General features: G+C 73.1%; 11 protein-coding genes. 7 read left to right on the forward strand and 4 right to left on the reverse strand.

Annotated elements, in window-relative coordinates; all coding sequences use genetic code 11:
* The first annotated feature begins 72 nt into the window (after positions 1-72).
* Positions 73-1,923, forward strand: a complete 1,851-nt coding sequence (gene glmS / locus OJ997_RS08300) for a glutamine--fructose-6-phosphate transaminase (isomerizing) (protein WP_270024605.1) — start codon at positions 73-75, stop codon at positions 1,921-1,923.
* On the opposite strand, the gene OJ997_RS08305 is transcribed toward glmS, so the two are convergent.
* Positions 1,924-3,579 carry a sensor histidine kinase gene (locus OJ997_RS08305; RefSeq protein ID WP_270024606.1) on the reverse strand — a complete coding sequence of 552 codons (1,656 nt, stop codon included), beginning with the start codon at positions 3,577-3,579 and terminating at the stop codon, positions 1,924-1,926.
* Positions 3,580-3,757: 178 nt separating this feature from the next.
* Here OJ997_RS08305 and OJ997_RS08310 point away from each other — a divergent pair, with 178 nt between their 5' ends.
* The 6 genes from OJ997_RS08310 (at position 3,758) to OJ997_RS08335 (ending at position 14,878) form a co-directional block, all read left to right on the forward strand.
* Positions 3,758-4,921, forward strand: a complete 1,164-nt coding sequence (locus OJ997_RS08310) for a UDP-N-acetyl glucosamine 2-epimerase (protein WP_270024607.1) — start codon at positions 3,758-3,760, stop codon at positions 4,919-4,921.
* Positions 4,922-4,923: 2 nt separating this feature from the next.
* Complete coding sequence (locus OJ997_RS08315) at positions 4,924-5,874, forward strand: UDP-glucuronic acid decarboxylase family protein (RefSeq protein WP_270024608.1); 951 nt, start codon at positions 4,924-4,926, stop codon at positions 5,872-5,874.
* An 81-nt stretch (positions 5,875-5,955) separates the two neighbouring features.
* Positions 5,956-12,606 carry a LamG-like jellyroll fold domain-containing protein gene (locus OJ997_RS08320; RefSeq protein WP_270024609.1) on the forward strand — a complete coding sequence of 2,217 codons (6,651 nt, stop codon included), beginning with the start codon at positions 5,956-5,958 and terminating at the stop codon, positions 12,604-12,606.
* Between the two features lie 95 nt (positions 12,607-12,701).
* Positions 12,702-13,910 carry a non-hydrolyzing UDP-N-acetylglucosamine 2-epimerase gene (gene wecB / locus OJ997_RS08325; protein ID WP_270024610.1) on the forward strand — a complete coding sequence of 403 codons (1,209 nt, stop codon included), beginning with the start codon at positions 12,702-12,704 and terminating at the stop codon, positions 13,908-13,910.
* On the forward strand, positions 13,903-14,379 hold the full coding sequence (locus tag OJ997_RS08330) for a UDP-N-acetylglucosamine--LPS N-acetylglucosamine transferase (protein WP_270024611.1): 477 nt from the start codon (positions 13,903-13,905) through the stop codon (positions 14,377-14,379). Before wecB ends, OJ997_RS08330 begins: the two co-directional genes overlap by 8 nt.
* A gap of 10 nt (positions 14,380-14,389) precedes the next feature.
* Positions 14,390-14,878 (forward strand): glycosyltransferase, encoded by a 489-nt coding sequence (locus OJ997_RS08335; protein ID WP_270024612.1) that lies wholly within the window; start codon positions 14,390-14,392, stop codon positions 14,876-14,878.
* Here the strand turns inward: OJ997_RS08335 and OJ997_RS08340 are convergent.
* From OJ997_RS08340 to OJ997_RS08350, 3 genes are read right to left on the reverse strand one after another with little or no spacing between them, the layout of a single operon-like run.
* Entirely contained in the window at positions 14,875-17,616 is a 2,742-nt protein-coding gene (locus OJ997_RS08340; RefSeq protein WP_270024613.1) for a hypothetical protein, read from the reverse strand. The genes OJ997_RS08335 and OJ997_RS08340 overlap by 4 nt on opposite strands.
* Positions 17,617-17,650: 34 nt before the next feature.
* Positions 17,651-18,352 (reverse strand): class I SAM-dependent methyltransferase, encoded by a 702-nt coding sequence (locus OJ997_RS08345; protein ID WP_270024614.1) that lies wholly within the window; start codon positions 18,350-18,352, stop codon positions 17,651-17,653.
* A gap of 34 nt (positions 18,353-18,386) precedes the next feature.
* On the reverse strand, positions 18,387-21,059 hold the full coding sequence (locus OJ997_RS08350; RefSeq protein WP_270024615.1) for an Ig-like domain-containing protein: 2,673 nt from the start codon (positions 21,057-21,059) through the stop codon (positions 18,387-18,389).
* Position 21,060: the final 1 nt, after the last annotated feature.

Below are 21,060 nucleotides of genomic sequence, written 5' to 3' on the forward strand. Positions count from 1 at the left end.
CGAGGCGACATAGACTGATGCGTGTGCGCAATCCCTGCGCGCTCTGAGTCTTGAACCGGAAGGAGGACGGCCATGTGCGGCATCGTCGGGTACGTCGGACAGCGGTCGGTGCAGGAGATCCTCCTCGCCGGCCTGGAGAAGCTCGAGTACCGCGGGTACGACTCCGCGGGCATCTCGATCCAGGGTGAGAGCGGCCTGGAAGTGGTGCGCGCCGTCGGCAACCTGGCGGCGCTGAAGGCCGCCGTGGCCGAGCAGGGCGCGGAGGGTGCAGTGGCCGTCCTGGCCCCGCCCGCCACCGCCGGCATCGGCCACACGCGCTGGGCGACCCACGGTCGTGTGACCGAGGAGAACGCCCACCCGCACTACGACCCCGACAACCGCGTGCACGTGGTCGTCAACGGGATCGTCGAGAACTACATGGAGCTCAAGAACGAGCTCCAGGCCCAGGGCGCGCACTTCACCTCCGAGACCGACGTCGAGGTCATCGCGCACCTGATCGCGAACGACCTGGACGAGCACGGCCTCGTCGAGGCGACGCGCCGGACCTACAACCGCCTGCGCGGCCACTACTCGTTCGTGGTGCAGTCCTCCGAGGAGCCCGGCGTGCTCGTCGGCGCCCGCAAGGAGACGCCGATGATCGTCGGCCGCTCCGAGACCGAGCAGTTCCTCGCCTCCGGCATCCCCGCCTTCCTCGAGCACACCCGCACCGTCCAGGCGCTGGAGGACGACGAGCTCGTCGTGCTGACCGCCGACGGCGCGCGCTTCATGACCGCCGACGGCGCCCCGATCGAGCGCGAGACGCAGGAGATCGACTGGGACGTCGACGCCGCCGAGAAGGGCGGCTTCGAGACCTTCATGCTCAAGGAGATCCACGAGCAGGCCGACGCCGTCGCCGAGACGATCGCCGACCGCACGGTGCGCCCGGACGGCGTCGATCTCCCCGAGCTCGACGACGAGCTGCTGCGCGGCACCAAGCGCATCATCATCGTCGCCTGCGGCACCTCCTACCACGCGGGCCTCATCGGCCGGTACGCGATCGAGGAGTGGGCCCGCGTGCCCGTCGAGATGGACGTCGCGTCCGAGTACCGCTACCGCAACCCGGTGGTCGGCCCCGGCGACGTCGTGATCGGCATCACGCAGTCCGGCGAGTCGCTGGACACGCTGGCCGCGATGCGCCTCGCCCGCGAGCGCGGCGCGACCGTGCTCGCGGTCACGAACATCATGGGCTCGCAGGCCACGCGTGACGCGCACGCGACGGTCTACACGCGCGCCGGCCTGGAGATCAGCGTCGCCGCGACCAAGACGTTCGTCGCCCAGGTCGCGGTCATGTACCTGCTCGCGCTGCGCCTCGCCGAGCTCAAGGGCTCGCTGAGCGCCGAGCGCCGTACCGAGCTCGTGACCAAGCTCAAGCGCATCCCGCACGACATCGACGCGATGCTCGAGCACGGCACGGCCGCGATCGACCGCGTCGCCGAGCGCCACTTCGACAAGGACTTCTTCCTCTACCTCGGCCGCCACGTCGGCCTGCCGGTGGGCCTCGAGGGCGCGCTCAAGCTCAAGGAGATCTCCTACATCGCGACGGACGCCTACGCGGCCGGCGAGATGAAGCACGGCCCGATCGCGCTGCTCGACCAGGACACGCCGGTCGTCGTCGTGGCCACCGACTCGCCCGTGCTGGACAAGGTCATCTCCAACATGCAGGAGGTTCGCGTCCGCGGCGCGCACGTGATCGCGGTCGCGAGCGAGGGCACCGACCTCACCGAGCACGCCGAGGAGACGCTCGTCGTCCCGCCCACGGACTGGATGCTCCAGCCGCTGCTCGCGGTCATCCCGCTGCAGCTGCTGGCCTACCGGATCGCGCGCCTGCGCGGCCTGAACGTCGACCAGCCGCGCAACCTGGCGAAGACCGTCACGGTCGAATAACTAGGGCTGGGTCGTCGCCGCGGCCCAGAGCCGGCCGCCGAGCTCCTCGGCGGCCGCGGCCGGGAGGACGAGCTGGGCGCCCGCGGCGATCAGCTCCTCGGGCGAGTGGTCGGCCTCGCGCTCGCCCGCGAGCGCGACGCGGCGCAGGTTCGTGAGCCGGTCGTCGGCCGCGAGCCGGCGCAGCAGGGAGGTGGCGGGCATGTCGCCGGTGTCCGTGCCGACCACGAGCGCCTCGGGGCGCAGCTCGACCGCGAGCCGCAGCGCCTCGATCGCGTCCTCGGCCACGCACGTGACCGCGCCGTCGCCGATGCCGGCGAGGATCGAGTCCGCACGGCCGGGCACGCGTTCGACGATCACCACGGTCGGCACGGCGGGCGGCGCGTCGGTGATGCCGCTGAGCTCCGCCTCGAGCTGGGAACGCACGAACTCGGTGCGCTGCGCGGCCGCCGCGTGCTGGGCGAGCGTCGCGGGCACGCGGCCCTCGGCGGCTGAGCCGGGAGGGCGCAGCGGCAGCGTCACGGTGAACAGCGCGCCGCCGTCCTCGGACTCGCCGAGGGCGATGTCGCCGCCGTGCAGCTCGACGAACTCGCGCACGATCGCCAGACCGAGTCCGGCGCCCGCGCCGGCGGAGCGGCCGTCGCCGTCGAGGCCGGACCGGAAGCGCCCGAAGATCTTGTCGCGATGCTCGACGGGCACGCCCGGTCCGTTGTCGGCCACCGTCAGCGCCGCTGCCGCCTCCCCGACGCCGAGCGCGCAGCGCACCCGGCCGCCGACCGGCGCGTGGCGGATGGCGTTGGCCAGCAGGTTGGAGACGATCCGGCTCACGCGCTCGACGTCGAAGCGGGCGGACACGGCGTCGGGGATCTGCAACGCCAGCTCGACCTCACGGTCGGCGGCGAGCGGCTCGAACTGCTCGGCGACCGTGCGCACCGCCTGCGCGAGGTCCGCGTCCACGAGCGTGAGCCGCGCCTCGCCGTGGTCGGCCTTGACCTGCTCGAGCATGTCGTTGATCTGCTCCAGCGCGCTCAACGCCGCCAGGCGCATGCTCACGAGCTGGCCGCGGGCGCTCTCGTCGGGCTGGCCGCGCAGCAGCTGCTCCGAGCGGGTGATGACCACCTGCAGCGGCGCGCGCAGGTCGTGCGAGAGCTCCCCGAGCAGCCGCTCGCGGTAGTCGTGCACGCGGGCCAGTCGCTGCGTGAGCGCCGACAGCTCCGCGTTCTGCTGCGCGAGCCGCTGCTCGACCCGCTTGCGGTCCGTGATCGCGCGGCCCTCGGCGACCACGAAGGCGACCTGGCCGTCGCGGCCGCGGAGGGGCCGCAGCAGCAGGTCCAGCGTGCCCATGCCCTGCCCGGCGCCCTCGATCTGCACGTCCACGTCGAAGCGCGCGAAGCGCCCGGCGGCGGCGCCGGAGACGGCCTGGCGCAGCGCGGAGACGGCGGCGTCGTCGGTCTTGGCCCACCACGGCGTGGCCCACAGCGGCAGGCCGATGACCTCGCCGCGGTCCAGCCCGCCGGCGATCAACGCGGCCGGGTTGACGTCCAGGACGTGGCCCTCGCCGTCCAGCAGCGCGATGAAGCTCGAGGACTTCGCGTGCGCGACCTGCGCCATCAGGCGGCGGGTCGACGCGTCCTCCTGGGGGCCCTCGACCTCGAGCATGCGCGCGCGTAACGCGTCCACCGCGTCGAGCGAGGTCGTCCAGTGGTCGAGTCGTCGTCCTTGCGAACTCAAAGTGCTCTCGGGGCGGGGCTGGCCCTCAGTCGGGAGCCAGCCTATCCGAATGGCGAGTGTGTCTTTGGGACCGGATCTCCGCGCCGTAGGCTCGGCCTCGATCTTGATGAGCATCACACCTGAACCCAACGTCGCGTCGCCGCTCCGGCCGATCCAGGTCGAGCCCGTCACCGATGGCCTGCCGGCCGTCGGCGGCATCATCCACGCGGTGGGCAGCCGCTCGGAGGCCGTGCGCATCGCGACGGTCCTCATGGCGCTCAAGGCCCGCGGCGTCCCGCAGGCCGTCGCGCGGCTGGCGGGACCGGTCGATGCTCCTGGCCACGCGTTCGCGCCCGACGGCATGCCTCGCACGGCGGGGCTCGTCGACCAGCGCCCTGAGACCGAGATCCAGCGCACCGCCCGCGCGCTCTCGGAGGCCGAGACGCTGCTGCTCGAGCATCGCCCCGCGCTCGTCGTCGTCGCCGGTGACACCGACGGCACGCTGGCGCTCGCGCTCGCGGCCTCCAAGCTCGGCATCCAGATCGTCCGCCTCGGCGCCGGCCTGCGCAGCGGCGACTTCTCGCAGTCCGAGGAGATCAACCGCATCCTCGGCGACCGCCTCGCCGACCTGCTGTGCACGGACGCCTCCGACGTCGGCGACACGCTGATGGTCGAGGGCATCGCGTCCGACCGCGTCCGCCACACGGGCAACACGGCGATCGACCTGCTGCGTCGCAGCGAGCCGGCGGCGCGCCAGCGCGCGGCCTGGCGCCGCTTCGAGCTGCCGGCCCACGGGTTCGTGCTCGCCACCCTGCATCGCGCCGAGCAGGCGGGCGACGAGCTCCAGCTGCGTCGCGTGACGGACGCGCTCTGCGCGCTCGGCCAGCGCGTGCCGGTGATCGTCTCCGTGCTCTCGACGACCGCCCGCCCGGCGACCGCCCAGATGGTGGAGCAGCTGCGCGCGTCCGACGTGCTGGTCACCGGGCCGCTGGACTACCTCGACTTCCTCTCGCTCGAGCAGGTCGCGGGCGCGATCCTCACCGACTCCGGCGCGGTCCAGGACGAGGCGTCGGCGCTCGGCGTCCGCTGCTACACGCTGCGGCGCTCCACGGAGCGGATCGTGACGCTCACGCACGGGACGAACATCCTGCTCGGCGAGGATCCCGCGGAGATCGCGGACATCCGGCTCGACGAACGCACGGCCTCGCCGATCCCGCTCTGGGACGGGCACGCCGGCGAGCGCGTCGCGGCCGAGCTCGAGAAGCGCCTCGCGCTGGCGATCCCCGCCTAGCCATGGCTACCGCGGTCGTCACCGGCGGGGCCGGGTTCCTCGGATCGCACCTGTGCGACGCGCTGCTCGCGCGTGGGCACCGCGTGATCTGCGTCGACAACCTGGAGACGGGCTCGCTCGCGAACGTCTCGCACCTGCGCGGTGCGGAGTTCGAGTTCGTCCAGGCGGACATCATCGACCCGTTCTTCATCGACGAGCCGGTCGACTTCGTCTATCACTTCGCCAGCCCGGCGAGCCCGATCGACTACCTGCGGCTGCCGCTGCACACGTTGAAGGTCGGCTCCTACGGCACGCATCACGCGCTCGGCCTGGCCAAGCTGCACCGCGCCCGCTTCCTCGTGGCTTCGACCAGCGAGGTCTACGGCGATCCGCAGGTGCATCCGCAGCCGGAGTCCTATTGGGGTCATGTGAACCCGATCGGGCCGCGCGGCGTCTACGACGAGGCCAAGCGGTACGCCGAGGCGCTGACGATGGCGTATCACCGCCAGCAGGGCGTGGACACGGCGATCGTGCGCATCTTCAACACCTACGGCCCGCGCATGCGCCCGCACGACGGCCGCGCGATCCCGACGTTCCTGCGCCAGGCGCTGCAGGACCGGCCGATCACCGTGTTCGGCTCCGGCCAGCAGACCCGCTCGTTCACGTACGTCGACGATCTCGTCGACGGCATCATCCGGCTGGCCGAGTCCGGCCATCACACGCCGGTCAACATCGGCAACCCGAACGAGTTCACGCTGCTGGAGCTCGCGCAGGCCGTGATCGAGATCACCGGCTCGCGTTCGGAGCTGGTGTTCGAGGCGCTGCCGACGGACGATCCCCAGGTCCGCCGGCCCGACATCAGCCTCGCCCGTGAGCTGCTCGGCTGGGAGCCGACGGTGCAGCTGCGGGAAGGCCTCCAGCGCACGCTGGACACCTCGGGGACGGGCGCGCTCACCGGCTCGCTGCCCGCCTGACCGGTGCTGTTGCACCGGCAACCGGTCTAGACCATCGTCCCGTTGATAGGACCCATGCGTCCGCATACCTTGCCCGCCGCCATGCTCTTGCGCTTTGCCTGGGTCGTTGCGGCCGCTCTGCTCGTGTTCGCCTCCCCGGCCGCCGCGGCGGGGATCGACGAGGACCCGTTCGCGCCCAGCGCGCTTGCGGCCGCCGCCGACTACGGCGACGTCCCCGACGACTTCGTCAACGAGACGGTCTGGGACGACCTGCTCGCGCCGTCCTCGATCGCCTTCGCGCCGGACGGGCGCGTCTTCATCGCGCAGCTCGACGGCGTGATCAAGGTCTTCGACGGGCCCGAGGACGTCACGCCGACGGTCTACGCGGACCTGACGGAGAACGTGGCCTGGCACAACGACCGCGGGCTCACGGCGATCACGCTCGACCCCGGCTTCACGACCGGCCGGCCGTACCTGTACGCGCTCTACACCTACGACGCGAAGATCGGCGGCACCGCGCCGCTGTGGAACGACGTCTGCCCCGATCCGCCGGGCGCCGAGCGCGACGGCTGCGTCGTCAGCGGCCGCCTGTCGAAGATCCTGCCCGACGGCTCCGAGCACCCGCTGATCACCGACGAGTGGTGCCAGCAGTACTCCAGCCACTCGGTCGGCGACCTCAACTTCGGCCCCGACGGCGCGCTCTACGTGAGCGGCGGCGACGGCGCCAGCTACACGTTCGCCGACTACGGCCAGGACGGCGCTCCGGTGAACCCGTGCGGTGATCCGCCCGCCGCCGTCGGCGGCGCGATGACGCCTCCGAGCGCCGAGGGCGGCGCGCTGCGCAGCCAGGACGTGCGCACGAGCGGCGACCCGACCGGCCTCGACGGCGCGATCCTGCGTGTCGACCCCGACACCGGCGACCCGCTGCCCGACAACCCCGGCACGGGCGACAAGAACGCGCGCCGGATCGTCAGCTACGGCTTCCGCAACCCGTTCCGCTTCGCGTTCCGCCCGGGCACCACGGATACCTACGTCGGCGACGTGGGCTGGCTCGCGTGGGAGGAGCTCAACCGGATCCCGAACATCACGGCGGGCGTCAGCAACTACGGCTGGCCGTGCTACGAGGGCATGGGGCGCCAGGGCGGCTACGAGGCCGTCGGCCTGAAGCTCTGCGAGGACCTGTACGCGTCGGGCACGGCCCGCACGCCGCTGTACACGTACAACCACGACGCCAAGGTCGCGGGTGAGAGCTGCACGGTCGGCTCGTCCTCGATCTCCGGCGTGACGTTCTACGAGGGCCAGAGCTTCCCGGCGGCGTACCACGGCGCGCTGTTCTTCGCCGACTACGCGCGCAACTGCATCTGGGTCATGTTCCCGAACGCCGACGGCACGCCGAACCCGGCCACGCGCCAGGTGTTCGTCGACGGCGCCGGCGGCCCGGTCGACCTGCAGACCGGCCCCGGCGGCGACCTCTACTACGTCGACGTCTGGCAGGGCCGCGTCGGGCGCGTGCGCGCGGTCAACGCCAACCAGGCGCCGACCGCCGTGTTCACGGCGACGCCCGACACGGGCGGCGCGCCGCTGCACGTCGACTTCGACGCGACGAGCTCGAGCGACCCCAACGGCGACGAGCTCGACTACGCGTGGGATCTCGACGGCGACGGCGCCTACGACGACTCGACCTCCGCGACGCCGGGGCGCACGTACACGCAGGAGGGCAACGTCACCGTCCGCCTGCGGGTGAGCGACCCGGGCGGCCTGCAGGACACCGCGACGCGGCTGATCACGGTCGGCACGCCGCCGACGGCGTCGATCGGCGCCCCCGCGGCGGGCGCTCGCGAGTACGCCGTGGGGGAGACCGTGAACTTCTCGGGCTCGGCCACGCGCGCCGACGGGACGCCGGTCCCGGCCTCCCAGCTGCAGTGGACGGTGGACCTCAACCACTGCTCGGCGATCGTCCCGACCAGCTGCCACGTCCACCACATCCAGAACTACGCGGGGATCAGCTCGGGCAGCTTCACCTACCCGGACCACGAGTACCCGTCGTACATCACGCTCGGTCTCACGGCGACGGTCCCGTCCTCCGGCCTGCAGGGCCGCAGCTCGGTGCGGATCGACCCGAAGACCGTCGAGCTGAGCTTCAACAGCGTGCCTTCCGGCCTCGTGATCGGCGTCGGTGGTGAGGCGTCGACGACGCCGTTCACGCGGCGCGTCGCCCAGGGCTCGACGGTCGGCGTCGCCGCTCCGCTCGCCCAGAACGGCGCCGGCTCCTCGTACGAGTTCGCCTCGTGGGCGCACGGCGGCGCGGCCGCGCAGCAGTTCACCGCGCCGACGGCGGGCGGCACCTACACCGCCCGCTACACCGAGGCCGTGTGCCCCGTCCTGCCCGGCCTGGTCGGCGCGTGGGGCTTCGACGAGGCGTCCGGCACCGTCGCCTTCGACGCCTCCGGGCGCGGCAACCCCGGCACGATCAGCGGCGCCACCCGCACCGCAAGCGGCCGCTTCGGCGCCGCCCTGAGCTTCGACGGCAGCAACGACCTCGTCACGGTGGCCGACTCGGCCTCGCTCGACCTCGCGGCCGGGATGACGCTCGAGGGCTGGGTGAACCCGACCCAGTTGGGCGACTTCCGCACCGTGCTGATGAAGGAGCACGGCGGCACGCTCGCGTACGCGCTGTACGCCGACGGCGACGGCGGGCTCTCCAGCGGGCACGTCTCGACGCCGTTCGACCAGCGCGCCAACGGCTCGCCGCTGGCCGCCGGCGTGTGGTCGCACCTCGCGGCGACCTACGACGGCGCGATCCTGCGGATGTACGTCAACGGCGACGAGATCTCCGCGGAGCCCGTCGGCGGCGACATCAGCGTCGGCACGGGCGCGCTGCGGATCGGCGGCAACACCGTCTGGTCGGAGTGGTTCAGCGGCCGTCTCGACGACCTGCGCGTCTACGACCGCGCGCTCTCGGGCACCGAGGTGCGCGTCGACATGACGCGCCCGGTGACCTGCGTCGGCAACCCGCAGACGCCCGCGCTGTCGGTCGCGCCGGCGAGCCTGTCGTTCGACGCGCAACAGGGCGGCGCGGCGCCCGCCGCGAAGTCGCTCGAGCTCGCCAACACGGGGGCCGGCACGCTCAACTGGTCCGTGGCCGAGGACGCGCCGTGGCTGCACGTCGCCCCGGCTTCGGGCACCGGCGCCGCGAACGTCGCGGTGGACGTCGACCCGACCGGCCTCGCCGCCGGCACCCACACGACCAACGTCACGGTCAACGCGACCGGCGCGGCCAACGCGCCGCGCGTCGTGCCCGTCACCTTCACGGTCGCGCCCGCGCCGCCCGGCCCGCGCCTCGGCGTCAGCCCGTCGACCGTGCACTTCACGACGACGGCCGGCGAGAGCGCGCCCGCGGCCAAGACGCTCGCGGTCGAGAACCTCGGCGGCGGGACGCTCACGTGGTCGGCCGCGTCCGACGCGGGCTGGCTCGCGGTCGCTCCGGGCTCCGGCAGCGGGAACGGCACGATCACGCTGACGCCGTCTACGAGCGGGCTGGCCGTCGGCACGCACACCGCGACCGTGACCGTGTCCGCGCCGGGCGCGAGCGACGCGCCGCGCACCGTCGAGGTGTCCGTGACGGTCGAGCCGCCCGCGGCGCCGCCCGTGCTCGCCACCGCGCCCACCTCGCTCGCGTTCAGCGCGACCGAGGGCGCCGCCACGGTCGAGACCAAGGCGATCAACGTCACCAACACCGGCGGCGGCACGCTCAGCTTCAGCGCGTCCGCCGACGTGCCGTGGCTCACCGTCACGCCGAGCGCGGACACCGCGCCGCGGACCGTCTCCGTGCGCCCGTCGACCGCCGGGCTCGCGCCGGGCGTGCACGCCGGCGTCGTGACGATCGTTTCGGCCGGCGTGTCCGGCTCGCCCCGCACGATCCCGGTGACGTTCACGATCACGGCCGCGCCGACGTGCACGACGCCGAGCGGGCTGGCCGGCGCGTGGGGCTTCGACGAGGCGTCGGGCGCGACCGCGCAGGACGCGACGCCGGCCGGCAACGCGGGTGCGATCACCGGCGCGACGCGCGTCGCCTCCGGTCGCTTCGGCGGCGCGCTCAGCTTCGACGGCGTCAACGACTGGGTGACCGTCGCCGACGCGCCCGCCGTGCGACTGACGACGGGCATGACGCTGTCGGCCTGGATCAACCCGGCCACCGCCGGCGCCGCGTGGCGCACCGTCGCCATGAAGGAGCGCTCCGGCGGCCTGAGCTACACGCTGTACTCCAACACCGACAGCGGGCAGCCGTCCGGGCATGTCTCGACGCCGTTCGAGTCCAACGCGCGCAGCGGCGCGGCGCTCCCTGCGGGCGTCTGGACCTATCTCTCCACGACCTACGACGGCACGACGCTGCGGCTGTTCTCGAACGGCGTGCAGGTCGCCAGCCGCGCGGTGTCCGGCCCGATCACCAACGACGGCGGCGCGCTGCGCATCGGCGGCAACGCGGTCTGGTCGGAGTGGTTCGGCGGGCTGATCGACGAGGTGCGGCTCTACAACCGCGCGCTGACCGCGACCGAGCTGCAGGCCGACATGGCCAAGCCCGTCACGTGCAGCGGGCCGACCGAGCCCGCGGTGCTGTCGGTCACGCCGGCCTCGCTGGCCTTCAGCGCAACGCAGGGCGGCTCCAGCCCGGCGGCCAAGACGCTGGCCGTGAGCAACACGGGCGGCGGCTCGATGGCCTGGACCGCGAGCGAGAACGCGGCGTGGCTGTCCGTCTCGCCCGGCTCGGGGACCAACGCCGGCACGGTCACCGTGACGCCGTCGGTGACGGGCCTCTCGGCCGGCACCTACACCACCGACGTCACGCTCACCGCCGCCGGGGCCACGGGCTCGCCGCGCACGGTCGCGGTCACGTTCGTGGTCGACCCGCCGCCGCCGGTGCTCGCCGTCGCACCCGCGAGCCTGAGCTTCCAGGGCGTCGCCGGGGCTTCGGCGCCCGCCGCCAAGACGCTCGCCGTGAGCAACACGGGCGGTGGCTCGATGCCCTGGACGGCGACCGAGGACGCGGCGTGGCTGTCGGTCGCACCCGGCTCGGGCACCAACGCCGGCACGGTCACCGCGTCCGTGTCGCTCGACGGGCTCGCCGCCGGCACCTACACGAGCGAGGTCGTGGTCAGCGCGCCCAGCGCCGGCTCGCCCAAGCACGTCCCCGTCACGCTCGTCGTGGCCGCGGCGCCGACGCCGCCGGCGCTTGCCGTCGCGCCGTCCGCGCTGAGCTTCTCCGGCACGCAGGGCGCGGCGTCACCCGCGGCCAAGACGCTCGCCGTGAGCAACACGGGCGGCGGCACGCTCGCCTGGACGGCCGAGGACGACGCGGGCTGGCTCGACATCGCGCCGGGCTCCGGCACCGGCGACGGCACGGTCACGGTGACCGCGCAGACGGGCGCGCTGGTGGCCGGCACCTACACGGCGCAGGTCACCGTGCGCTCTGAGGGCGTGAGCGGCTCGCCGCGCACGATTCCCGTGACGTTCGTGATCGCGCCGGCGCCGCCCGTGCTCACGACGGCTCCGACCTCGCTCGCGTTCAGCGCGACGCAGGGCGGCGCGTCACCCGCGGCCAAGACGTTCGACGTGGCCGTGGGCGCGCTCGCCTGGAGCGCGAGCGAGTCCGTGAGCTGGCTGTCGCTGACGTCCAGCGCGGGCACGGTGACGGTCACGCCGTCGATCACCGGGCTCACCGCGGGCACCTACACCACCAACGTCACGGTCACGGCACCTGGGGCGACGGACTCGCCGAAGACGGTCGCGGTCACGTTGACCGTGGCCGCGCCGCCGCCGGTGCTGGACGTGTCGCCCGCGGCGCTGACCTTCAGCGCGACGGTGGGCGGCTCGGCGCCGGCCGCGAAGACGCTGGCCGTCGCCAACACGGGCGGCGGGGCGCTGTCGTACACCGCGAGCGACGACGCGGCGTGGCTGTCGGTCACGCCCGCGAGCGGCTCCGCCCCGGCGACGCTCACCGTCACGCCGGCGATCAGCGGGCTGGGCGAGGGCACCCACACGGCGACGGTCACCGTCACCGGCGCGTCGGCGAGCAGGACCGTCGCGGTCACGCTCACCGTCGCCGCCGCGCCCGCGACCCCGTCGGGGTTGGTGGCTGCGTACGGCTTCGAGGAGACCTCGGGCACGACGACCGTCGACGGGTCCGGCAACGGGCACCTCGGCACGATCGCGGGCGCGACGTCCAGCGCGAGCGGGCGCTTCGGCCGCGCGCTCTCCTTCGACGGCATCAACGACTGGGTCACGGTGCCGGACGCGAACGCGCTCGACCTCACGACCGGGATCACGATGTCCGCCTGGATCAACCCGGTCGCGGTCGGGTCGGTGTGGCGCACGGTGCTCATGAAGGAGCAGCCGGGCGGCCTGATCTACACGCTCTACGCGGGCGAGGGCTCCGGCAAGCCGAGCGGCCACATCTTCACCAGCGGCGAGTCGCAGGTGTCGGGGCCGTCGAACACGCCGCTGAACGCGTGGACGCACCTCGCGTCGACCTGGGACGGCACCCGCCTCCGGCTGTTCGTGAACGGCTCCGAGGTCTCCAGCCAGGCGGTGAGCGGCACGCTGCGCACCTCCACCGGGACGCTGAAGATCGGTGGCAACGCCGTGTGGTCGGAGTGGTTCCGCGGGCTCGTCGACGAGGTCCGGCTCTACAACCGCGCGCTCAGCGTGGCCGAGATCCAGGGCGACATGTCGCGCCCGGTGCCGCCCACGGGCTGAACCGGGGACCAGGACCACGGGTCAGGCTTCACCAAGAACCTGACCGATGGTCTGGGGTCAGGCGGCGGCGCGGAACATAGGCTCGCCGTACCGCCATGAACGACGACACGAATACGAATCTCACCGTTCTCGCAGGCGGCCGGCTCGGCGGCACGTCGTCGTCGTTCGTCCGGCACCGCCCGCCCACCGCGCCCTACGACACGATCGTCCATGTCGTCGGCGCGCGTCCCAACTTCGTGAAGATGGCGCCGGTCATCTCCGCGCTCGAGCGCCGCGGCGCGTTCCGCCAGGTGATCGTCCACACGGGCCAGCACTACGACGCCCGGATGTCGGACGAGATCCTCGCCGACCTGGAGTTCCCGGTGCCGGATCGCTTCCTCAAGATCGGCTCGGGCGCGCACGGCGAGCAGACCGCGAAGGTCCTCGTGGCCTTCGAGGAGGTCCTGCGCGACGAGCAGCCGGTCGCCGTCGTCGTCGCCGGTGACGTGAACTCCACGCTCGGCTGCGCGCTCGCGGCCGCCAAGCACGGCATCCCGGTCGCGCACGTCGAGGCCGGCCTGCGCTCCTTCGACTGGGGCATGCCGGAGGAGGTCAACCGCGTGTTGACCGACCGCCTCTCGGACCTCCTCTTCACCCACAGCCCCGAGGCCGTGGACAACCTGCGGGCCGAGGGCGTCGTCGACGGCCGCATCCACCACGTCGGCAACACGATGATCGACTCGCTGCGGCGCTCCGAGCGCACGGCGCGCGATCGCCGGGCGTGGGCGCAGGTCGGCGTCGAGCGCGGCGAGTACGCGCTCGTCACGCTGCACCGCCCGTCCAACGTCGACGACCCGCAGCAGCTCATGCGCATCGTCGAGGCCCTCGACGGGCTCGCCCATCGCTTCCCGGTCGTCTTCCCGATCCACCCGCGCACCCGCGCACGGCTCGGCGAGGCCGGCGTGAACCGGCTCGAGAACGCCGGCGTGCGCTGCATCGACCCGCTCGGCTACCTCGATTTCCTGTCGCTGCAGTCCGGCGCCGGTGCGGTCGTGACCGACTCCGGCGGCGTCCAGGAAGAGACCTCCGCGCTCGGCGTCCGCTGCTACACGTTCCGGCCCAGCACCGAGCGGCCGATCACGCTGAGCCACGGCACGAACATCCTGCTCGGCGACGATCCCGCCTCGCTGGCGGAAGTCCAGCTCGTCGACTGGGAAGCGACCCCGTCGGCCATCCCCCTGTGGGACGGCCACGCGGGCGAGCGCGTCGCCGAGGTCCTGATCAACAACTACGCCCTCACCCAGGCGTTCGCGGCCCATGGCTGAGTCCGAGTCCCAGCGGCCCCTGATGCTCGTCTGCTCGTCGGGCGGGCACCTGCTGCAGATGCTGAGCCTCCACGGCGCCTGGGGCGACCAAGAGCGCATGTGGATCACGTTCGACAAGGCCGACGCCCGCTCCCTGCTGAGCGAGGAGCGCGTGCAGTACGCGTTCGGCCCGACGAACCGCAACCTCGGCAACCTGTTCCGCAACGCGCGGCTGGCCTGGCAGGTCGTGCGCCGCGAGCGTCCGCGCGCGCTGCTCACGACGGGCGCCGGCGTCGCCGTGCCCTTCGCCTGGACGGCCCGCCTGCTGCGCATCCCGGTGATCTACGTCGAGTCCTTCACCCGGATCGAAGGTCTGTCCCTGAGCGGTCGGATGATCGCCCCGGTCGCGCAGCGCATGTACGTGCAGTGGCCCGAGCTGGCCGCGACGTCCTCGCGCCTGCACTTCGCCGGCAACGTCTTCGCCGACTGAGGTCCTGCGCATGATCCTCGTGACCATCGGAACCAACGAGCAGCCCTTCGACCGCCTGGTCCTGGCCGCCGCCGCCCTCGACACCGACGAGCGCATGATCGTCCAGTACGGCTCCAGCCGCGCCGTCGAGCCCCGCGAGGACTGGGTCGACTTCCTCCCGTACGACGAGCTCTCCGCCCTGGCGAGCGAAGCCCGCGTGGTCATCTGCCACGCCGGCGTCGGCTCGATCCTCATGGCCCGCCGCGCCGGCGCCCGCACGATCGTCATGGCCCGCCGCGTCGCCTTGGGCGAAGCCGTCGACGACCACCAGCTCGGCCTGGCCCAGCGCCTCGCCGACTCCGGCCTGGTCACGCTGGTCGACACGGACGCCGAGCTCGCCGAAGCCGTGCGCCTCGCCCGCCCGGGCGCGGCCGTCGGCACCTTCGGCACGGCCGGCATGCCGGGCGCCGACGCGCTCGCCGCGGACCTGCGCAAGCAGCTCCAGCTGCTCCCGGCCTAGACGTCCCAGACGGTCGCGCGGAAGCCGTTGCCGAGGCCGCTGCTGGCGTCGGTGAGGCCGAGCCGGCGCAGGTCGCCGGCCAGCCACGCATAGACGGCGAGCTCGACGGGGTTGCGGTCGCCGACCTCGAAGGACAGACCGCCTTGGCTGCCGGAGAGCCAGCGGGCGGCCACCGGGCGGGCGGCGAGTTGCTGGGGGTACGCGAGGCGACCCGCCTCGAAGTCGTAGTGGTGGTCGGCGAGCGTGATCACGACCTCATCGGGTGCGCCGGGAGGAAGTGCTTCGAGCCAGCCGGAGAGCGACGGGATGAAACCGAAGCCGTCACGGTCACCGGGGTAGAGCTGGGCGACGACGCGCAGCGGCATCAGCGCGTGGTGCTCGAGGCGGTGGCTCAGCGGAGCGAACCAGCGGGTGACGAGCTGACGGTACGCCACGATCACCCGGCGGTATTGCTCGGTGGCGATCGCGACGAGCCGCTCAGGCGTGTAGAACTCGCCGATCCAGCCGCCGCCGGTTCGGACGTCGGCGGTGGGGAGCGGGGCGAGCAGCTCGGTCTGGCCGGCGTCGACGCGGCGGCGCAGGTAGGCCTGGATCGCCCTCGCGTCGTAGCGGCGAGTCGGGCTGAGCTGCACCGTCAGGGACACGGCATCTTCGGCGCGCTCGGTGAGAGGCTCCAGAAATTCGAGCAGGGGCTGGATCGCGAGTCGCTCCGCGAACAGGGCGCTGACCTTCGACTGCTCGCAGGCGAAGTCCCATGCCACCTCGTCGGCGAGCGGGCCTTCCGGAGGGATCGGCAGCGACCGCTCTTTCACCTGCGCACCGATCTCGTGACGCAGGGAGTCACGCGCCCATTGCCAGGCCCACGTGGCGGTCGGACCGACCCGGGTCATGCGCATGGAACCCCAGTCCCAGCCGGCCGCGAACATGTGCAGATCCGGCGGCCAGGGGAAGAAGTCGGGTCGTTCCTCGTCGCCGCGCCAGCACGCGACACTGACCCGGTCATCACCCGTCTGGACGGCCATCGGGAGCAGGCGGCCGTCCGCGTGCGTGACCGAGGCGAGCGTGCGGGCCTCGCCGGTCGCATCGAGCAGCGCTTGCAGCGCCTCGCGCACCTGCGTGCCGGCCTCCCGCCACGGCGGCGCCGGATTGCCGAAGGTGACGTTCTGCGCGAAGGCGACGTCGAGCACCCGGAAGGCGAACCCCGGGGCCTCACGCAGCAGCGGCGCCAGGCACGCGTTCGACTGCTGCCACGAGCCCAGTGCGACGGCGAGGGCCACGGGGTAGCGCCAGAGCTCGAGGTCCTCGGGCGCCTCCAACAGCGACTCGGGCTGCGTCTCACCCTCCAGCAGGCTCTGAGCCGCGAACCACTGGGCCAAGGCCGGGAGCGCGAAGACCACACCACCGGGGCGGCGGTTGATGATGCCGGTGAGCATCAGCGACTCGACGGCCGCCGCGGTGCCGACCTCGGCCTCCGGGACCGGGGCGAGGTTGCGGGCCACGGCCCGCACCGCCAGCGCGCGGAGCTTGACCTCGTCGGCGCCCTTCGCCGTGGCGCGGCGGCCGATCAGGCCCAAGAGGTCGACGGGCGCGCGCGGGACCGACTCGTTCTCGCGCAGCCAGAGGCCGGCCAGCAACGCGAAGAACGGCCGGCTCATGACCGCTCGGACCTCTGCGGGGAGGCCGTGATCCCACAGCGTGCGGACCTCCCGGCCGGCGCCGAGCTCGATGCAGGCATGCCGCTCGGGCTCGGAGAGGGGCGGGAAGGCGTGGTGCTCAGGGGCGGCGGCCAGCACGGTGATCGGGCGGGAGGTCAGCAGCACCGTCGTGTTCGGCCAGGTGCTCGCGAGGACACGCGCCTGCTCGAGGAGGCGTTCGGCCGCTTCGAGGCCCGCCTCGTCGATGCCGTCGACGACGACGTTCGCGCCCCGAAGCCGCGGCTCGCCGACTTCGGCGGCCGCCGTACGCACCGCGGCCTGGAGCCCGCTCGCGCACTCGGTCGCGGTCAGGAACACGGGGACGGGCGCGCTGGACGAGGCCTGCGCCGCGGTGATCGCGCGCTGGTGCACACGCTCGAGGGCGATCGACTTGCCCGAGCCGAGCTCCGCCGTCCAGACGACGACACGGTCGTCCGTCGTCGGCACCAGGTCGTCGTCCGGGACGCCGGTCGCGCCGGTCGCGAGCGCCTCCGCCTCCTCGCGCGGCAACCCGATGGCCATCCAGCGGCCGACGCACCGCGCGTCGGACGCGCGCGCCAACTCGTCCAGCCGCGCCGCCGCCTGCAGGCCGGCCGCGTTGGCGGGGATGTCCAGATACTGCTCGCGAACCTGGGCCATCGCCGGCCGGTCGAGGACGTGCACGAGCCGCTCGAGGTGGAAGATGTCGACCGGGCAGCCGACGGCCTTCGCCAGCGCCTTGCGCTCGCCGCGGGTCAGGTGCTGGTTGGTGACGAACGCCATCCCGTACGCGGCGTTGCCGGCGACTCCGGCGGCGTCGCCGACGGCCTTGGCCTGAACGGCTGTGGAGCGGACCTCGTCCAGCGGGAAGTACACGGCCATGACCCAGGTCCGGCCGTCCTTGCGGGCCAAGGCGTCAGCGCCGCCGTCAGGCCCCCCGAGCGGATGGCTGGGATCGAGGTCGCGGAAGCCCTCGGCGTAGAGGACTTGCGCGGCCAGCCGCTCGGACGTCGCCTGACCTGAGGTCCATGCGCGCAACCGGTGCCATGTCTCGTCGACCCTCACGGTCGAGGGACGATACGTGCGGGCGCGGGCGGAACTACGCGGTGACGCGGTCCAGCGCCGGGAAGCCGCCGAGGGCGGTCCAGGACTTGGTGAGCCCGCCGAACTTCTCGCCGACGATCTTGGCGTCCGGGAAGAGGTGGGCAAGCTCGCTGCGGCGCATCAGGCGGTGCTCCTGGATGACGCGGAGGGCCTTGTCGGCGTCCGGGGTGCGGCCGGCCCAGCCGACGCCGCGGCGGCGGAGGATCGCGACGCGGGTGCTCTCGGGGAGCCAGTGCCAGACGGGGACGAGGAAGTGCGGCTCGATCGGGAACCAGAAGTTGGGGGTCTGGACCCAGTAGGCGCGGCCGACGCGCTGGATCTCGCGGGCCATCTTGGCCTGGTTGTCGACGGTGAAGAGGTGCTCGATGACCGAGTTGCTGAAGGCGATGTCGAAGCTATCGTCGGCGTGCTCGGAGAGGTCGGTGGCGTCGCCGGCGGTGGGCTGGATGTTCGCGTGGACCTGGGGCTCGGCCTCGAGGTTGACGAGGGTGATCGAGATGTCGTCGCGGCCGGCCCAGCCGCGCTGCTCCCAGTAGCGGTTGGTGCCGCCGACGTCGATGATGCTCAGGGGGCGGTCGAGGCCGCCGATCAGCTGCTCGAAGAGCTGGAACCGGCGCGCGCGGAGGCGATGGCTAAGCGAGTTCGCGCTGCTGTCGTCCGCGAGGCGCTGCAGCCGGTTGGTGGGGCTCATGAGCATGTCGTGACCGTAGTTCTGAACGTTGAGCGTTGCACTAGCCGACGGTCCAGGACCGGCGGGCTTCGGGGCGCTCGTAGGCGCCCGCGTCCGGGCCCCAGCCGGACGGGCGCGGCTTGCCGTCGCGGTCCGTGGCCGGGAAGTCCTCGGGGTCGGCGGCGTCGAGCGCGAGGGAGCTCGCGGAGAGGCGGAAGTCCAGCCGGGCCGGGTCCAGCCAGCCGAACGGGGCGGGGCGGGTCTTGGTGGAGGACGCGGGGTAGACGCCGCTGTCCATGTCGCTGCACGACTGACCGACGTTGTAGCGGTAGGTGACGCCCGTGATGCAGTCCCAAGCGCCGAGGTTGCCGACCCAGCGGCCGGTGCCGGTGCGCGGGCCGCTGCTCATGCCGATCTCGAACGTGTTGTTGCGGACCGTCCAGTTGCGCAGCGCGCCGACGACCTCGTGCACGCCCAGGCTGTAGAAGTGCCAGGAGTCCGGCGCCTCCATCGTGGAGTGGGTGAAGACGTTGTTCTCGAGCGTGACGTTGCCGAACGCGGGCCCGCCGACGAAGTTGGTCACGAAGAGGTCCATGGTCGCGCACGCGTAGAACGTGCTGCGCCGGATCGTCAGGCCCTCGGCGCCCGTCGCGTAGATGCACTCGTTGTGCACCAGCGGGTCGGTGACCCGCACGTCGTGGAAGACGACGTTCTCGAACGTGAACCGGTTGGGGCCGATCAGCGCGCCCTTCTCGTCGGTGATGTTGCCGACGCGACCGTTCTTGAAGACGTTGTCGTCGCCCTCCCAATGCTGGAGCCCGACGTGCTTGGCGAAGCGCCCGTCGACCTCGACGTCGTCGTAGACCTGGCGCGAGCCGCGGATGTCGAGCCGGGTCACGCGCAGGCCGCGGACGCTCGCGTCGTCGGCCGTGACGTCGAGGTCGCCGAGCGAAGGCCGGGCGCCCGTCGCGGGCCGGACGCTGACGGGCTTCGCCGACGCGAGCGCCGGGAGCTCCTGGTCGCCGTACTCGCCCGCCGCGACCTCGATGACGCCGTGCGGCTCGGCGACCGCGTAGGCGTGCGCGAAGCCCTTGCACGGCTGCGCGCGCGTGCAGTCGCCGCTCCCCGCGCCGTCGGGCGCCACGTAGACGGTCGCGCCGACCGTCCCGTTCTTGACGCCGAACCGCCGCTCCGCACCGCCGGCCTCGACGTTGCCGGCGCGGTCGGTCGCGCGCACGGAGAAGACATGGTCGCCGTCGGTGAGCTCGCGCACCACGTGCGGGGACGAGCACGGCGCGAAGGCGCCGGGCGCATCCGGCCGCTCCAGCCGGCACTCGAACGTCACCTCCTCCTCGTCCGCGGTGAACGCGAACGACGCCGAGGTGCCGGTGACGGGCTCCGCCGGGCCGTCGGTGATCGTCGTCTTCGGCGCGCGGGCGTCGACGCGCACGGTGCGCGCCGCCGAGGCCGCCGAGGCGTTGCCCGCCGCGTCCGACGCGCGCGCCGTGAACACGTGCGTGCCCTCGGCGACACCCGTGGCGACGTACGACCACGCGCCCTCCTCGTCGGTCACGACCGACGCGAGCGCCGCGGTCCCGTCGAGCACGCGCACGGTGGTCTCCCGCTCCGCGGATCCGGCCAGCGCGATCTCGTCGCCGCGCTGCACGCGGTCCTCCTCGGGCACGATGATCTCCGGCGTGCCCGGCGCCGTCCGGTCCACGCGCACCGCCGTCTGCGCGGGGGACGGGTCGCTGTGGCCGGCCGCGTCCGTGGCGACGACGCTGAACGTGTACCGCCCCTCGGCCGCCGCGGGGTACGTCGCGGGCGACGCGCACGTGCCCTCGGTCACGCCGTCCGGCCCTTCCAGCCGGCAGCGGAACGTTGCGCCGCCCTCGTCGGCGGAGAAGCCGAACGACAGCGGCGCCGCGGCCGTCGGGTCGGCCGGAGCGGCGTCGATCTTCGTCTCTGGCGCGGTCGTGTCCACGCGCACGGCGAGCTCGGGTGAACGCGCGGACGAGCGACCGTCGGACGTCGCCGCGAACGCGTAGGCGTGCGCGCCGTCGGCGACCGCGGCGAGTGTGATCGTCCAGCGCCGGTCACCGGCCGTCACCCCCGATCCGCGCTCGCTCGCACCCTCGAAGACCCGGACGGTGCTGCCCGCGTCGGCGGTGCCGGCCAGCACGACCGTGGACGTGCTCAGCAGGGCGCCGCTCGCCGGACTCGTCACGGCGGGAACCACGGGGCCGGGAGCCACCGTCGCGGTCGGCGTCACCACCGGGGTGGCGACCGGTGTGGCCTCAGGCGAGGGCGAGGGCGAGGGCGAGGGCGACGGCAGGACGATCGACGGCGCCGGCAGCGGCGTCTGGAACGCCGGCCCGGGAGCGGGCGCCGCGACGACCGTCAACGTCCGCGCCGCGCTGGCCGTACGCCGGCGCTTGTCCGTCACCCGCAGCGTGACCTTCAGCTTCCCGGCACGCGTGAGCGCCAGCGTCGCCTTCTGCGTCCTGCTCAGGGTGCGCGCCGAAGCCGAGCTCTTCCACTCGTACCGGCACGGCCCCGGGCGGCAGCTCGAGCCCTTGGCGTCGAGCGTGAGCGTGGCGCCGACGGCGTACGGTCCCGGGCTCACCCGCAGCACGGCCTTCGGCTTGGTGGCCGGTGCCGCTGCGGCCGTGCTCACGGCGACCAACGACCCCAGCAGCGACAGGATGAGCGCGAGGCTCGAGGAACGCTGCATG

It is taken from the genome of Solirubrobacter phytolaccae (assembly GCF_027587195.1).
Taxonomy (GTDB): domain Bacteria; phylum Actinomycetota; class Thermoleophilia; order Solirubrobacterales; family Solirubrobacteraceae; genus Solirubrobacter; species Solirubrobacter phytolaccae.

What these genes read in the sequence shown, in the direction of transcription:
- glmS (WP_270024605.1), top strand. Translation starts at nt 73, where the DNA reads ATGTGCGGCATCGTCGGGTACGTCGGACAGCGGTCGGTGCAGGAGATC.
- OJ997_RS08305 (WP_270024606.1), bottom strand. Translation starts at nt 3,579, where the DNA reads ATGCTCGAGGTCGAGGGCCCCCAGGAGGACGCGTCGACCCGCCGCCTG.
- OJ997_RS08310 (WP_270024607.1), top strand. Translation starts at nt 3,758, where the DNA reads ATGAGCATCACACCTGAACCCAACGTCGCGTCGCCGCTCCGGCCGATC.
- OJ997_RS08315 (WP_270024608.1), top strand. Translation starts at nt 4,924, where the DNA reads ATGGCTACCGCGGTCGTCACCGGCGGGGCCGGGTTCCTCGGATCGCAC.
- OJ997_RS08320 (WP_270024609.1), top strand. Translation starts at nt 5,956, where the DNA reads ATGCTCTTGCGCTTTGCCTGGGTCGTTGCGGCCGCTCTGCTCGTGTTC.
- wecB (WP_270024610.1), top strand. Translation starts at nt 12,702, where the DNA reads ATGAACGACGACACGAATACGAATCTCACCGTTCTCGCAGGCGGCCGG.
- OJ997_RS08330 (WP_270024611.1), top strand. Translation starts at nt 13,903, where the DNA reads ATGGCTGAGTCCGAGTCCCAGCGGCCCCTGATGCTCGTCTGCTCGTCG.
- OJ997_RS08335 (WP_270024612.1), top strand. Translation starts at nt 14,390, where the DNA reads ATGATCCTCGTGACCATCGGAACCAACGAGCAGCCCTTCGACCGCCTG.
- OJ997_RS08345 (WP_270024614.1), bottom strand. Translation starts at nt 18,352, where the DNA reads ATGCTCATGAGCCCCACCAACCGGCTGCAGCGCCTCGCGGACGACAGC.
- OJ997_RS08350 (WP_270024615.1), bottom strand. Translation starts at nt 21,059, where the DNA reads ATGCAGCGTTCCTCGAGCCTCGCGCTCATCCTGTCGCTGCTGGGGTCG.